The organism is Dysgonomonas sp. HDW5A (assembly GCF_011299555.1).
In the GTDB taxonomy this organism is placed as follows: Bacteria; Bacteroidota; Bacteroidia; order Bacteroidales; family Dysgonomonadaceae; genus Dysgonomonas_A.
The window spans coordinates 3,365,112-3,381,003 of record NZ_CP049857.1 but is presented as its reverse complement, the minus strand read 5'-3'; the positions used below and the strand labels follow the sequence as shown (position 1 = coordinate 3,381,003).

Below are 15,892 nucleotides of genomic sequence, written 5' to 3'. Positions count from 1 at the left end.
TATTACTATTTATACAAATAATATTTTTTCGACAATTGCCTGAAAGGAGCTACCGCATCATCCCAAAAACCTGATATATCTGCAAACTTGTTACGCTTGGCAAAGTTCAACCTCACATAATCACTTCCCGCTACCTGATCGAACATCCGGAAACGTTTATCGTTTGCATTCTCAAATACAGCTTTATCAGGATATAGGCTTGCAACTTCCTGCATTACATAGAACTGAATCTCAGATAATCGGGCTTTCTCATAATCCATAATATGAACTTGTACGCCTTCGAGTTGCTTGCCTTGTCCTACCGAATAAAACGGTTTCAAATACATCGGTCTGAAATAAAGACCGGGCAAATGCAAATTGTTAAGATTAGCAGCCAAATCTTCGGCTTTTATCCATTCGGCAGCAAACATCTGGAATGGTATAGTATATCCTACACCGATAGACATATAACTCAATTCGCCCAAGATACCGGACACAGGATAAAAAATAGCCGAAATAGGTTGTGGAATATGAGGAGATGAAGGAATCCATTGCAATCCGGTTTCTTCATACCTCATTTTTCTTTTCCATGACTTCATTTTTACCACCTGAAGTTTACATTGTTTTTTCAACATATTCTCTCCGTTTAGTAACAAAGCAAGCTCTCCACAAGTGAGCCCGTATACGTAAGGAATTTTAAATTGACTGACAAACGAAATGAAGCCATCTTCAACTAAGCCTCCTTCTACTTTTATTCCTCCCAGAGGATTGGGTCTGTCCAGAACCACAAATTCGATTCCTTGCTCAGCAGCAGCCTGCATAGCCAATCCCATGGTACTGATATAAGTAAACGAACGGCATCCTATGTCCTGAATATCATATACCAAAACGTCAATACCCTCGAGCATTTCGGGTGTAGGCACTCTGGTTTTTCCATGCAAAGAATAAACAGGTAAACCTGTCTTCGGATCGGTCACATTATCTACATGATCGCCGGCATGAGCATCTCCACGCACACCATGTTCGGGTGCAAACAGAGCTACGAGGTTTACATTCGGAGCTTCGTTCAAAATATCAATAGTCGATTTCATACTGTTATCAACTCCCGTAGGGTTGGTAATTAAACCCACTCGCTTTCCTTCCAATATTTTGAATTTCTGTTCTTTAAGAACTTCTATTCCTGTCTTTATCGTTATCTTCTGTGCATTAATATTTACAAATACAGCACAGAGAATAAGTAATATGGTTAATCCTTTCTTCATATTCTAAGTAATCTAAAATATTTATTTCCGTATTCTCTAAGGATGGGGTTTAACTCCACCCACATATGATTTTTTATTTAACGGGCAGGGCAGAGCCCAGCCCCTACACTAAAAAAACTATTTCTTTTCTTCTTTCGCTTTACCATAATTAGGGTCAATTTTCAATAACGAAACGGCTATAATCGGAATAATACTGCAAATCATAACCCATACAAAGAAATGATTGTATCCCAGTAGTTCCTGTAACCATCCGGCAAACATTCCCGGAATCATCATACCCAATGCCATAAATCCTGTACAGATAGCATAATGAGCTGTTTTTTGCTCACCATCAGCATAATACATCAAATATAGCATATAGGCTGTAAAGCCGAATCCGTAACCCAATTGTTCTATAAATACACAAATATTGATAATAATCAGGCTTTCTGTTTGAGAAAAACTTAGGTAAACAAATGTCAGTATGGTAAGCAACATACTCAGAGTCATAGGCCAAAGCCATCTTTTAAGACCTCCCCGTGCTGCTGCAAAACCTCCGATAATCCCCCCGATAGTAAGCCCGATAATACCGATTGTTCCATATACCAAACCAACTTCGCCCGTTGTAAGACCTAAACCTCCAATCTCTCGGGAATCGAGCAAAAACGGATTTATCAGCTTAAGTGCCTGAGCTTCGGAAAAGCGGTATGTCAACATAAAGAATATAGCCGCAAGTGCCTGTGGCTTCTTAAAGAAAGAAACAAAAGTTCGCCCAAATTCTTTAAATATAGAACTAGCCGTAACATGAGTATGCGTAATATCAGACGCCGGTTTTGGCAAAAATACCCGATGATAAAAACTAAAGAATATAAACAAACCTGCCAATACAAAGAATGTGATAGACCAGGCAAAAGGAATATTTCCCGACAAACCTTTATATTCGGCAGTAGTGACTTCGGTCAGCTTAGGATCTGCCTGAAAAACCACATATGCCGGTTTATTCCAGTTCTTCTCATTAAAAGATAACCTCTCTCCCGATATCAGTGATACACTCTTGTCTCCTTTATTCATCGTAGTATTCAGCACCATTTCTTTGCCCGATTCAGGTTGCTTCGAAAGCCTTATAGCCACCACAGCTATATTACCTGCGAGCTTTGAGGTCGATTCTTCAACCTCCCTTTTCTCTCCGAATGAATGCTTGATCCAATTACCTAACGGTTGAGAAACATGAGATGTCCACCAACTTGCTTTATCTTTTTCTGCTTCAGCTTTATGAGCCTCTGTTTCTTTAATTACAAAGCCGTTCTCCTCATTAGCGGCAGTTATTTTTTTTAGAAATGCACTCAAGCTATCTTTATCAACTCCTTGAGTACCCATTTTAACGGTCTCTTTATCTACAACAAAAGTGATTTTACCCTCTTGCACCTCTGGAATAATTTCTTGAGGGATATACATCGTCGATTGTGTATATTGTGGAGATACATCGATATTTATTTTAACAGGTTCACTTCCTGATGTACTTTCCAAAAATCCGGCTAATATGATAAGAACCCCTTGTCCCATAATGGTAGCTACACGGTAGAAGGTACTCCTGATTCCCACATACATAGCCTGCTGATTGGTATCAAGTGCCAGCATATAAAACCCATCTGCCGCAATATCGTGTGTAGCCGAACTAAATGCTAAAAGCCAGAAAAAAGCCAGTGTAGCCTGAAAGAAGAAAGGCAAAGGAATAGTGAAAGCAATTCCGGCAAACCCCGCTCCGATAAGTAACTGCATAATAACAATCCACCAACGTTTGGTTTTCAACAGATCGACAAACGGACTCCAAAAGGGTTTGATAACCCACGGCAGATACAACCAACTGGTATATAATGCAATATCGGTATTAGATATACCCATACGTTTGTACATAATCACAGCAATAGTCATTACGGCAACATAGGGCAAACCTTCGGCGAAATAAAGCGTAGGAATCCACGCCCAAGGCGATTTTTGTTTCTTTTCTTGCATAGTTTATCTCTTAAGGTATTCCTTTATTATTAAAGTAAGTTTTTTATTTTACCGATCAATGCTAGCATATCACTATCACTTATACACACTTCTTTCAATATCGTTTGTATATCTTCGGTAGTAATTTTCTTGAAATCTTTTTCGAGTGGTGTAATAAATACTCCTCCTAAATCGACCGATGCAGGGCTGATCAAGATATTTTCATCGCCTTCTGCAAAGAAGCAGCTTGGACGGTGTTTCTCACGAGGAAAAATACAACTGAACCATTTCGAGTCCTGATACCACGAAATGATATTCATCATCGGTTCTTTTTCACCTTCTTTTATCTCTAATAAAGAATACAGCGTTTTGAAGAAATCAACAGCCTGTTTTTGATCCTCAGCCTCTATCAGCAGTCCATTCCTTAAATAGTTTCTGAAAGCATATACTGTTAGACCTTCTCTTTCAAATACCTGTTCTTTATCGATGTGTTTAATATCTTTTTCGATAGGTAAAAATCCTTTGTTTCCTGCTTGAAAGTGCGCATGATCGGGAGCAGAAGCTCCGCATTTGGGTCCATTATAAAAAAAGGTATACTCATCCAAGTCCTTTGCCAGATCCAACATATCTCCATACCTGTTCAATATTAACTGATCTACATGCTGGTAAGTAGGTATTGTAAAGTGCTGTGGAAATATCGGAAACGGATTGACTAATATCTGATAAGTATTCTCAAACGGTATACCTTTCTGTACCTCCGGTAGATTTGCCGGACACAAGAAACATTTTCTTTCCTGGATAGATTTTGCATCGACTTTTGCCGCCGACGATTGAATTCTTGCAGGATTAAATTGTACTTTAATGATAAACTTACCAAAAGAAAAATCTTTCGATTCGACCTTTGCCAAAGCCTCATAATTTAATCGGGCTTGCTCCCACTCCCGCAATTGTTCCGAAAGTAGATTTTGAGCATTATCAGATGTCACAAGTGTTTTCATTCAATGTTTCTTTAATAGAATAATAAACAGGAGCAAAAGCATTCTGTTATGCTCCTGTTTGGTCAAATTAAGTAGATAAGTTAAAGCGGCTAAAAACTTAATTCTTTTTATTGTAATTGATACGTGCCTGTACTTCCCAAGTACGTATTCTGTCTTTATACGTATTATGTGCATTCATTTTCACGATATCCAACGATGCATCCGAGTTATCATCCCAGCGACGGCATAAATACAGGACATCATAAATACGTCCGATCTGGTACTCTCTCGAAAAATACAATCCCAGTGCATAATCTTCACCATAACTTGTATTGGGTACTTTAATTTCCCTCAATACAGGTGTATAAAAAGCTCTTGGAGCACCAAGGCCATTGATACGAAGGGCATTGTTACGTCCATTTTCGGGAGTCCATTCTTTATGATCGATAATACCGGGAGGAATCATCTTCATTTCGAAATCGGTCAACATATATGTACCAACCACCATTGCACAGTTTTGCTCGTAGAAAGCATCAACGATTTTTTGAAGCGTATTTTCATCTGAATATACATCGTCACTATCTAATTGGACAGCAAACTTTCCACACTTCGGATGATGTACACCTGCATTCCAACAGCCACCAATGCCCAGCTCTTTATTTTCGGGTATAACATGAACCAAACGTTCATCGGAAGCAAATTTGTCAATAGCTTCACTTGTTCCATCAGTAGAATAGTTATCTACGACAATTAAGTTAAATTTGAAGTTCGTTTTCTGGCTCAATACCGATTTTACAGCATCCGAAATGGTACGTATACGATTACGCACAGGAATAATAACGGATGCTTCGAACTCAAAATCAGCTTTATTAAATTCAATCTTTTTAAACTGAGGAGTAAGATAAGCACCTATTTTCTGTAGGTGATCGGTACAAGCTTTTTCCATTTCTACCTGTACTTCACGGTTTTTAGGATCTACATAATCAAAGATTTTCTCACCGCTTTTACGCGTATCATTTTCAATTTCTGTATACAAATATTCGTTGATATGTACCAGTTCGGCAGCTTGTGACACTTTTAAACGAAGATCGTACAAACCTGCAAACTTATAGGTCACATCCATTTGAGATGCAGCCTTTTTCAGATCATCCGATTTATAAATAAGTACAGATCCAAAGTTGAAATCGTCTCTTAAACTTCCTTTTTGGTATGCTATTACGGGACAATTCTTTTTATCGTCACCTACAACCTGATAATGATCTGCATAAATAAGCCCTGCGTTAGAATCTTCAGCTATCTGAATCATACGATCCAAAGCAAAGTATCCTAATCTGAGGTCTGCCGATTTGGTATAGATCAGCGTATATTCGGCATCTGCTTTTGCTGCTATCTTTTTAATTGTTTCGGTCGATTTAAGAGAGTCTATTGAAATGACTTCACAACCGTCAATTTTTTCTTTACAATCATTATCAGTCAGTAAATAGATTTTATTTACCAGATGTGATGCTTTCAAAGTCGCAATTGTTTCTTTTACTTGATTTGCACTTTGAAATGGAATAAAGCAATTGATATTTACTTTCATGTTTTTTAAAATTATATTTTTATATATTTTTTCATTGTAGGGGCATATTGCATGTGCCCTTTATAGTCTTCTTTATTTTTCGGGCGTATGCAATACACCCCTACCTTTCTTAACCAATAACAAAAGCCCAATAAAAGTAAAGAAAGCATTCATGATAAGCAGCTCGTAACTAAACTGATATCCATCGAACCATTCTTTAGAATTTTTATCTATTATAAAGCAAAGTATAGGCGCTGCTATTGCTACAAGGGGAATAAATTTGTCTTTCACCGCCTTTTTGGTAAAGATGCCAAAAGCGAAAAGTCCTAAAATTGGTCCGTATGTATAGCTGGCAAGAATATAAACGGCATCGATAACAGAGGTGTTATTTAATACATTAATTAGTATAATGACAATACCCATTACGGCAGCCATACCAATATGCACTTTCTTGCGAATTTTTGCTACCTGATCTTCGCTTTTCGTCTTGGGGCTTTCCAATATATCCACTGTAAAAGAAGTGGTTAGTGCGGTAAGAGCCGAACCTGCTGCTGCATAAGCGGCCGATATAAGACCTATTACAAATAGTACTCCTACAATAATGGGGAAATATCCTTTAGTTGCCAACATGGGGAATAGTTCATCGCTTTTAGCAGGCAAAGACACATTATTCTGAGCTGCAAATGTATAAAGCAAAACTCCCAGCATCAGAAACAGTAGAATAATAAACAGTTGCAATACTCCACTGGTTACCATATTTTTTTGAGAGTCTTTGTAATTCTTACAACTCAACGTTTTTTGCATCATATCCTGATCAAGTCCGGTTGTAGCAATAACCGTAAATATCCCTGCAAGGAATTGCTTAAAGAAAAACCGTTTATCATTAACATCATCAAAAAAGAATATTTTAGAATAATCATTTTTATAGATGGTAGAGAATGTAGTTGATAAATTGAGTCCTAAATCAGAGGAGATATAATAAATACACAGTCCAACGGAAAAGATAAGACAGAACGTTTTCAAAGAATCAGTCCATATCAGCGATTTTACTCCCCCTCTGAATGTATAAAGCCAAACCAAACCTACTGTAAATAGTACATTCATACCAAATGATAAACCAAAAGGCTCGAAAACCAGAAACTGCAGCACCAGACAAACCAAAAACAGGCGTACGGCTGCCCCCAACATTTTCGATATAAAGAAAAACCATGCACCCGTTTTATAGGTTGATATACCGAATCGGGTTTCCAGATATTCATAAATAGAGGTCAGGTTCATCTTATAAAAAAGAGGAATCAGCACAAAGGCAATAATCAATTGTCCTACTACAAATCCCATTACCATTTGCAGATAAGCAAAACCACTTGTTGCAACCATTCCCGGAACAGACACAAAGGTGACTCCCGAAATAGCCGAACCTATCATTGCAAAGGCAACAACGTACCACGACGATTTGCGGTTACCCGTAAAAAAGCCCTGATTATCGGCTTTACGTCCCGTAATATAAGATATTCCGAAAAGTACACCAAAATAAGCGGCAATGGTTAGTAATACTAATATAGGATCCATAGTTTATATTCTTATCAAATTAAATAAGTAAAGTAAAGATATTTAATGATCTGTTCTATACTCACAACTATTTATTGTTTTGTACTTGTTTATACTAAATCAAAGGTCTGTAGTCCTTATTCTTCATATAATAAATAGGGAGCCCGTTGTTCTTTAAACTTAGCAACATCGCCCTTCCACATTTCTTTTATTTCTTGGGCTGATTTTCCATCTATAATCATTTTTCGAATGTAGTCAACACCGACCAACTTTTCGAAGAAAGGACGAAAAAAATGATCATCCAGATTAAGATTTCTATAAGCATCAATCACATAGGATAAATCGAAGCCGTTTTTAAATATTTCTTCATCCGGAACATTCCTCAGATCGACCCCATAGCACAATCTGTTTAATTGTGGTGGATTTTTTGCACCTTCGATACTTCGCGGAGTAAACGAAAAAGTATAGCCTTTCATATTAGGATGCCCATAGACTTCGAATGGAAATGAAGTTCCACGTCCTAAACTGACAGGAGTAGCTTCAAACAAACAGGTTGAAGGATACAAATAAATAGCCTTCATATCAGGCAAATTAGGAGACGGAGCTATCGGTAATTGATACAATGTTTGATGTGTATAATTCTTACACTTAACTACTGTTACATCACAGATGCGTGATTCGGGTAACCATCCTTCGCCATTTATCATCAGAGCCAATTCGCCCAGAGTCATACCATGTACCACAGGAATAGGAAGCCAACCCACACCCGATTTATATTTCATGTCCAATATAGGACCATCCACGTAATGCCCGTTGGGATTAGGTCTATCCAAAATGATCATTTTCTTATTGTATTCGGCACAAGCATCCATCAACTTGGCCATAGTAATATAATAGGTATAAAAACGTAAGCCTACATCCTGAATGTCAATAATCATAATATCGAAAAGATCCATAGATTCTTTACTCGGCTTCCCTGCGTCACCATCATACAATGAACGGATAGGAACTCCTGTTTTTTGATCTACCGAACTCGATACATGTTCGCCTGCATCAGCATTGCCTCTGAAACCATGTTCGGGCGAAAATATGGCAACCACATTGTACTTATTTTTTACCAACAGATCAACCAGATGCTCATCACCTACCATACCTGTATGGTTAGACATCACCGCTATCCTCTTCCCCTTCAATAAGGGAAAGTATTCTTGGGTAGATTCTGCTCCCACCTGTACTTTTGCCGGTTGCGAATAAGTTTGCAGAATACTACAAAACAATAAAATAACAAGTACTTTTATTATTTTCATATCTATATATCTTTTGATCTCTAAAATCCATTAAATTAGGGGCAGGGTTTTACTCCACTCTCATGTCAGTCTTAATAATTCAAATAAAGTAAAGTGCCACCCTTACCCTAAAATAAGTATCTATTCGAAATAAACAATTGCACTTTCAGCATGAGTAGGACTCAGACTGGTTACACCATAACGGTATTTTTTCAAGTCCTTATTGTCTTTATAAGGTAGTTTCACTTCTGTCAAACCTGTTACCGCAACAATATTTTCAGCGTTATCTTTATTTACCAGTTTATCTTTTCTGAATTTATATATTACAAAACGTTTGGCATTATCTCCCCTATCCCATTTCAGATGCAGGTATTTATCTTTTTCTAACTGCATAGAGACATTCTGAGGATTTTGCGGTTCAATTCTCGCTATCCGATTATTTTCGGGAGAGATGGTTAATGTTTTATATTCTTTACGAACTAATTCCGGAATATTGTATGCGGGATTAAAAAATGATTTTGCACTGAAATATATCTCGCCCTGTAAATTAGGATCAGACATATTCCGGCGAATCTGCTTTACCAATTGTTTAGGGTTGTGCCATTCTTTTTGCTTGGCTGTTTTAGAAACTCGATAAGGAGCTAAACCGGCATATACATTGGCTCCATAATTATATTTAGACCACCAATCGGCTAATATCGCATAATCGGCAATAGGATATCCAATATTAAAATACAGTTGAGGAAGTACATAATCTATCCATCCTTTCTCCTGCCAAAGCAGAATATCGGCATACAGCCCATCGTAATTGGTCATTGCCTTTGTTTCAGATCCTCTGGGATCTTCGGCTTTGTTACGCCAGATGGCAAATGGAGATATTCCAAACTCAACCCAAGGTTTCTCGGATTTAATTGCCTCGTTTATTTCCTTAATAATCAGATTTACATTGTTCCGTCTCCAGTCTCCTTTGTCGGTAAATCCACGCGGATGGTTTACGAAAGTAAGTGAGTCAGGAAATTCTTCACCTGCTATTTTATAGGGATAAAAATAATCATCCATATGAATAGCATCTATATCATAATTGGCTACAATGTCTTTTACCACTTTACAAGTAAAATCACGTACCTCATCTAATCCCGGATTAAAATATTTTGCTTTGCCATACGACACTACCCACTCGGGATGCGTGTTCATAATATGGTCTTTTGCATATGTATTGTAAGCAACAGTATCATTGTTTACACGATATGGATTAAGCCAAACGTGTATATTCATTCCTCGTTTATGACATTCATCAATAGCAAATTGAAGGGGATCATATCCCATATCTTTGCCTTGCAGACCTGTTAACCAGTGGCTCGATGGCTCGAAATGCGATTTATAAAAAGCATCGGCAGTAGGTCTGATCTGAAAAATAATTGTATTCATATTGCATGATTGCATCTCATCCAATAGAGTTATCATCTCTGCCTGTTGATTTTCGGCAGGAAGTCCGGGAGCAGTAGGCCAATCAATATTGGTTACCGTAGCTACCCACAATCCTCGCAATGCCCGTTTGTTGGTCTGGGCCGACGAGTAGGCTACAAAACTGCACAGTATAAGCAGTAAACTTATGGTCTTTTTCATGGATAATAGGCTCTTTTAAGGTCATAGACCCTTCTAAATTTCGGGTTAGCAAATCAGTTATAATAGCTGACAATAGTGCATAAAAGATAACTTTAAAAGAGCTCTTCTTTATCTTCTGTATAAAGAAGAGCCTTTTACATTTATTGCTTGTGGTTATTCACCCCATCCGGCTGTTTGGGTAAGAGTATATCCTCTTGATTCGTAATCATTTATTTGATTCAATCCAATAGGAGCCAGATATACATTTACACCTGCTACATTCTCAAACGGATCTCTGTCGGCAACTGTCGGCGGACTAAAGTAGCCAACCATATCAGCAGCATTGGTTCCATCGTAAGTCACTCGGGTTCCGTCTGCTTTTATTACCGAAACCTTACCTGAGTTGGTTGGAGTCAATAATTCCGGTAATTCGCTTTGAATATCAATCCAGATACTTCGCATAATATCAGGGTACTTGGTTCCATTCATATAGCTAAGCTTTTTCCAACGTCTAAGATCTCCTATACGTGAATGCTCGAAGAAGAACTCCATACGACGCTCGCGGCGTATTTCCCAGATTAGTGGTGGTACATCTGTATCGCGAGCAGGGTCATAAGAATCGGTGATGGCTCCTAAAACCATTGCTTTGGTTTTAGTTACGCCTTTCGATATCGCCTCGGCATCCAATGGACGATTGCGTATCTTGTTTATAGACATATCTATATCAGACTGAGTAACAGCAGCTCCTCCCAACGTAGCAAGCTCTGCTTTAGATTCGATCCAGTTCAGAAGGATTTCCGAGTAACGGATAATCGGATAGTCGTTCGTATTATTAGTTGAGGTAAATTTAGCAGGAACATTAACCCCTCCATAACTTGTACCCTCTCTGCTGATAAATTTACATGCATATATAGCCGTCTTAGACTGTATTCTAGCTTTATCATAGAACGTGGCTTCAAAACGAGGATCACGGGTTTTAACCAAATTAGCAAGATTAAACTGATCGGCATTAGTCGCTTTCGAGTTTTGCCATACATTACCATCATTACAAATAAATGATTTGAGTAACGACAAATTTGCTCCTACACTAAGTTCCGACATAACCAAATTTGAATACGTTGCTACAGAATGCGTTACCATCTTTGAACTACTGTAATGACGATACAGTATACAGTCTTTATTACCCTTAAGATCTTCTGAGCCAAACAAGCTGCGAAAATCTGTTACAATATCATACTTGCCACTATTCATTAAAAACTCCGATGCTTCCTTAGAGAACTCTAAAAACTTCTGAGCTCTTGGCGTATTATTATAGTGGTATTTTTGCCATGTTCCTTCGATCAACATCAAGCGACTTGCAAAACCTGCAACAATGTACTTGTTAACCGATTGTTCTCCATCATTGAGGCGAACTTTTTCCATGGCAAACTTAAGATCATCATACACAGCATCCATTACTTTATCTCTTGGAGTTCTGTCTTTATATAGCTCATCCAATTCAGTATCCAGTACAAGATGATCGTAATAGGGTACATCTCCAAATACCTGCACCATGTTTGCATACCACATAGCTCTGAAAAATTTGGCAATACCTATCCAATGGTCTCTTTGTTCTTCATTGAGTATACTGCCCATTCTCTTCTCAACACGATCAATCATCAGGTTTGATTTACGCACCCAATAAAAATTCCATGTAGGTCCTGTATACTTTGCCTGCCAAGCCGGAAAATCGTTGTATACAGTAGATGTAGGAGGAGTAGCATTACCTAACGAAGCAGGAATAGAGGTATCAAAATTAGTTTGCTTTACCGCTGTCATTACATCATCACTAAAGGCATAGCCAGTCATAGGTGTATAATTGGTTCCCCAATTGGTATTATAACCGACAAAAAGATAAGGATAATATTCATTCATAAAGAGACGAACATTATTTTCGTTCACCCAGTACGTATCGTCATTCGCCGACGACAATTGAGGTCGGTCCAGTACATCTTCACAACTCGAAAAGAGTATAAAGACGATGGATGTAAGTAATAATATCTTTGTTTTCATTGTATTTATAGTTTAGAGTTAGAAACTTAGTTGAACCCCCACCGAAGCAGTCTTAAATGTTGGAACACCCGTTCCGGTACGACCACCGTTATAATTATTCTCATTAAACATAGAATAACCTGTAACAGCTTCAGGATCGATCGGTAAACCTCTTAATTTGTCAAAAGTCAACAAATTTTCGAATGAAACATAAAAGCGTGCTTTAGTCAAATACACTTTTCGAAGTGTAGCAGCCGGAAGTGAATATCCAAACGTAAGGTTTTTCATTCTCAGATAAGCCATATTTAACAAGTAGCGAGATTGTTGTTGCATGTTATATACATTAGCACTACCCGACAGATTAAATGCACGAGGATAAAATGCATCGGTACGGTCTTCTTTCCAAAAATCGCCTGCAATAGCCTGAGGCATAGCACCATCATTGGAGTTAAAACCGGCAATAGCCAATGGACCTGCTCCCCAGATATCGCGTTTACCAACTCCCTGGAAAAATACCGACATATCGAATCCTTTGAAATCGGCACCTACACGGAATCCATATTCGTAACGTGGAGTTGAATTACCAATTACAGTAAGGTCACCCATATCTCCTACAGTTCTTGTTCCATCGTTAATTGCTCCATCGCCATTAAGGTCTACATACTTCACATCACCGGGACCAAATTTAAAATTACCACTTTCGAGCTTCGCCTGATATACAGGATCTTCACCTTTAAGTTTATAAACCGTTTTGTCCACACCATTTACTTTCACAGTTGTAGTCACCAAGTTACCATTTGCATCAGTCTCGAAATCAGACCATTGATACAACCTATCGGTTTTATAACCATAGATATCACCATAACGTCTTCCGGTAAATTGCTTATCAATAGACCTGTCTTCTTTCGGAAGTAAATAGTCTGCATTTTTAGTAATATAAGTTGTTGCATCTGAGAATGTAGCAAGTCCGTTTATCGACAAGCCATTTGCAAATCTGTGATTAAAATCTACAGCAACTTCCCAACCTCTTGTTCTAAGATTACCATAATTGCCTTGAGGTGCTGGTGTTCCGAATGTATATGGTAAAGCATCTCCTTCAATAATCATATTATTGGTTTTACGCTGAAACCAATCTACCGAAACTCCGATTTTATCTTTCAAAAATCTGAAATCAATACCGATATTTAAGTTTTCGATATCTTGCCAGGTTATATCCGACTGAACGGCTAGAGGATTACGGAACGACTCGAATTGTGTATCTCCATTCAACCAAGTAGTTGTATAGTTAGTTAAGATAGGCACATATAAATTGTTTGGTACAGACTGATCACCTACCGATCCCCATGAACCTCTCAATTTTGCAAAATTCATTACTGAATTTAAAGATTCCATAAAACGCTCGTTACTAATTACCCAACCTGCCGAAAAAGAAGGGAACCATCTCCATCTCAAATGTGTTGGGAATTTAGAAGAACCGTCGTAACGTAAGTTACCTTCGACAAGATATTTATCTTGAAAAGCATAGTTCACACGTCCGAAATATCCTAACTGACTTTCCCAGTATTCTTCACCACTTCCTGTTACAGTACCTGTAGCTAAAGGAAACTGAGGATTATTAAAATTCAGCAAACCTGTTTTCTGAGTCCAGTTTTCAGCATATTTCTTAGTTACACGGTTCATCCCCAACATAAATTTAAATATATGTTCGGTTTCCTTGCCTAATTTCAAATTATAGGTAGAATAAGCATTAATAATACCTTCATCTGTATTTCTCGATTTACGATAGATATTATTCTGAGTATTTCCGGCTCCTCCGGGAGGGTTATATGTAATCAACGATAACTGATATGCAGCCATAGCACCGGGAGTATCACCAGAAACAGGTTGTCCTGCAGTATTTACATAGATCTGATTTCCCTGTGCATCTTTTCTCAAAACAGGAGCAGCAGTACTACCCCAAGCATCTCTTGCCGTAAAGTCAACCAATGCTTTGCTGGTTATATCTTGTTGATTGGCAAAAGTGTAATCAAATTTAAAATCCCAGTTTTTGGTAATATTAACCGTTGCTCCCAGATTTATATTGTGATATATATTTCTGATACTTGCAGTTTTTGTATTACGTATTTCAGCAGTAGGTTCTCTCAAATCTACACCATCTTCTTGAACACCAATCGGAGAAATAGAACTCCAGCGATACATATAATACCAAGGATCGGATGTTGTTGCAGCAGAACCCGGATAACGTTTCGTACGATCTGCAAAAATTGTTCCGGCTCTTACCGTCAAGTATTTATTAATATCGGTAGTAACGTTCGCAGAAGCATTATAACGCTTAAAGTCATCATGTTCTGCCGGTTTAGTCATACCATTTTGAAGCAAATAACCAAGCCCAATGTTATAGCCGGTTTTTCCACTTCTTCCATTTACTGATAAATTATGAGTCTGAGCAGGTGCCCACTCTCTAATCATTACTTCATACGGATCATATATGCGTACCCCCATATTAGAAGATCCTTGTCTGTACCAGTCACGACCATAAATCATCGGATCTGTAGCCTTTACTGATCCTCCATATTGAGACATCCATTCTTTCGATCTCTCGTAGCTGTTTCTGTCTACTTTCCAAAATACCCCGGCTGTAGTCGAGCCAATTCTTTCGGCAGCTAGCAAACTATATTCCAAGCCATCAACACCAGCCATATCTATTTTCTTAGCTACATTTTGCCAAGAAAAATTATTCGAGTAAGTCACAGATAAAGATTCGGTTTTAGCACCTCTTTTTGTAGTAATCAGTATAACACCAAATGCAGCTTTAGAACCATAGATCGATGCCGAAGCAGCATCCTTCAAAACTGAAATAGATTCTATATCATCGGGATTTATCATTTGTATACTAGGAACTTCCACATTATCAACCAGAAGTAAAGGAGCCGATGACGATCCTGTCACCAAAGAACCTACTTGTCCACGAATCTTCATGGTAGGGTCAGATCCCACCTCTCCACTTGGAATAGTAACCGTAAGACCGGGTACTGCACCTTGCAGTCCACGTCCCACATCGGCAATAGGACGGCTTCCCAGTGTTTCATCTACTCTCACCGAAGAAACAGCACCTGTTAAGTTTTCTTTCTTTTGAAGACCATACCCTACAACTACAACCTCCGACATCATTTTAGAATCTTCATCTAAAACGACATTCAAAGTTGTTTTGGTAGGAGTAATAGATTGTTGTTTATAACCAATATAAGAAAATACAACAACTGGATTAGAAGTATTAATATTCAGCGAATATTTACCATCAAGATCGGTAACAGTTCCTGATGTTGTGCCTTTAACAACAACACTTACACCTACTAATGGTTCCCCTGCTTTGTCTTTTACAACCCCTTCGACTTTTTGAATTGTTTGTTGTAACTCAAAAGGAGTGTTGGATCCTCCAAGATTAGCTAATACAGGCTGAGTACCCCATATTAAAGCGAAAAAGCAAGAAAACAGCAAAGACAGCCATTTCTTCGACAATAAATTTGTCTTTTTTCTAAATGCATTCATACACTAGTTGATTTAATTTTAATAAAATTATAATTCCTCGATAGCAACATAGAGAAGGTTTATTTAAGGTTTAACTATTTAATGGTTACATACAAAATAAAGTATTTATTAACAATAAAAACA

Annotated in this window: 9 protein-coding genes; all 9 read right to left on the bottom strand. The window is 38.0% G+C overall.

The window, feature by feature from the left end:
• Positions 1-5: 5 nt before the first annotated feature.
• Positions 6-1,241: an exo-beta-N-acetylmuramidase NamZ domain-containing protein gene (locus G7050_RS14080; protein ID WP_166116539.1), complete on the bottom strand. Its 1,236-nt coding sequence runs from the start codon at positions 1,239-1,241 to the stop codon at positions 6-8.
• A 117-nt stretch (positions 1,242-1,358) separates the two neighbouring features.
• Positions 1,359-3,233: an AmpG family muropeptide MFS transporter gene (locus tag G7050_RS14075; RefSeq protein WP_166116537.1), complete on the bottom strand. Its 1,875-nt coding sequence runs from the start codon at positions 3,231-3,233 to the stop codon at positions 1,359-1,361.
• A 29-nt stretch (positions 3,234-3,262) separates the two neighbouring features.
• A complete protein-coding gene (locus G7050_RS14070; RefSeq protein WP_166116535.1) occupies positions 3,263-4,210 on the bottom strand; it encodes a DUF4922 domain-containing protein in 948 nt (315 codons plus the stop codon).
• Between the two features lie 97 nt (positions 4,211-4,307).
• Positions 4,308-5,771, bottom strand: coding sequence for a glycosyltransferase family 2 protein (locus tag G7050_RS14065; protein WP_166116533.1), 1,464 nt, complete (start codon positions 5,769-5,771; stop codon positions 4,308-4,310).
• A gap of 72 nt (positions 5,772-5,843) precedes the next feature.
• Entirely contained in the window at positions 5,844-7,319 is a 1,476-nt protein-coding gene (locus tag G7050_RS14060) for a sodium:solute symporter (RefSeq protein ID WP_166116531.1), read from the bottom strand.
• 116 nt (positions 7,320-7,435) lie between these two features.
• Entirely contained in the window at positions 7,436-8,605 is a 1,170-nt protein-coding gene (locus G7050_RS14055; RefSeq protein WP_166116529.1) for an exo-beta-N-acetylmuramidase NamZ domain-containing protein, read from the bottom strand.
• A 120-nt stretch (positions 8,606-8,725) separates the two neighbouring features.
• Positions 8,726-10,210 (bottom strand): glycoside hydrolase family 10 protein, encoded by a 1,485-nt coding sequence (locus G7050_RS14050; protein ID WP_166116527.1) that lies wholly within the window; start codon positions 10,208-10,210, stop codon positions 8,726-8,728.
• A 153-nt stretch (positions 10,211-10,363) separates the two neighbouring features.
• A complete protein-coding gene (locus G7050_RS14045; RefSeq protein ID WP_166116524.1) occupies positions 10,364-12,241 on the bottom strand; it encodes a RagB/SusD family nutrient uptake outer membrane protein in 1,878 nt (625 codons plus the stop codon).
• Positions 12,242-12,259: 18 nt separating this feature from the next.
• Positions 12,260-15,769 carry a TonB-dependent receptor gene (locus tag G7050_RS14040; RefSeq protein ID WP_166116522.1) on the bottom strand — a complete coding sequence of 1,170 codons (3,510 nt, stop codon included), beginning with the start codon at positions 15,767-15,769 and terminating at the stop codon, positions 12,260-12,262.
• Positions 15,770-15,892: the final 123 nt, after the last annotated feature.

What these genes read in the sequence shown, in the direction of transcription:
- G7050_RS14055 (WP_166116529.1), bottom strand. Translation starts at nt 8,605, where the DNA reads ATGAAAATAATAAAAGTACTTGTTATTTTATTGTTTTGTAGTATTCTG.
- G7050_RS14075 (WP_166116537.1), bottom strand. Translation starts at nt 3,233, where the DNA reads ATGCAAGAAAAGAAACAAAAATCGCCTTGGGCGTGGATTCCTACGCTT.
- G7050_RS14040 (WP_166116522.1), bottom strand. Translation starts at nt 15,769, where the DNA reads ATGAATGCATTTAGAAAAAAGACAAATTTATTGTCGAAGAAATGGCTG.
- G7050_RS14045 (WP_166116524.1), bottom strand. Translation starts at nt 12,241, where the DNA reads ATGAAAACAAAGATATTATTACTTACATCCATCGTCTTTATACTCTTT.
- G7050_RS14050 (WP_166116527.1), bottom strand. Translation starts at nt 10,210, where the DNA reads ATGAAAAAGACCATAAGTTTACTGCTTATACTGTGCAGTTTTGTAGCC.
- G7050_RS14080 (WP_166116539.1), bottom strand. Translation starts at nt 1,241, where the DNA reads ATGAAGAAAGGATTAACCATATTACTTATTCTCTGTGCTGTATTTGTA.
- G7050_RS14070 (WP_166116535.1), bottom strand. Translation starts at nt 4,210, where the DNA reads ATGAAAACACTTGTGACATCTGATAATGCTCAAAATCTACTTTCGGAA.
- G7050_RS14065 (WP_166116533.1), bottom strand. Translation starts at nt 5,771, where the DNA reads ATGAAAGTAAATATCAATTGCTTTATTCCATTTCAAAGTGCAAATCAA.
- G7050_RS14060 (WP_166116531.1), bottom strand. Translation starts at nt 7,319, where the DNA reads ATGGATCCTATATTAGTATTACTAACCATTGCCGCTTATTTTGGTGTA.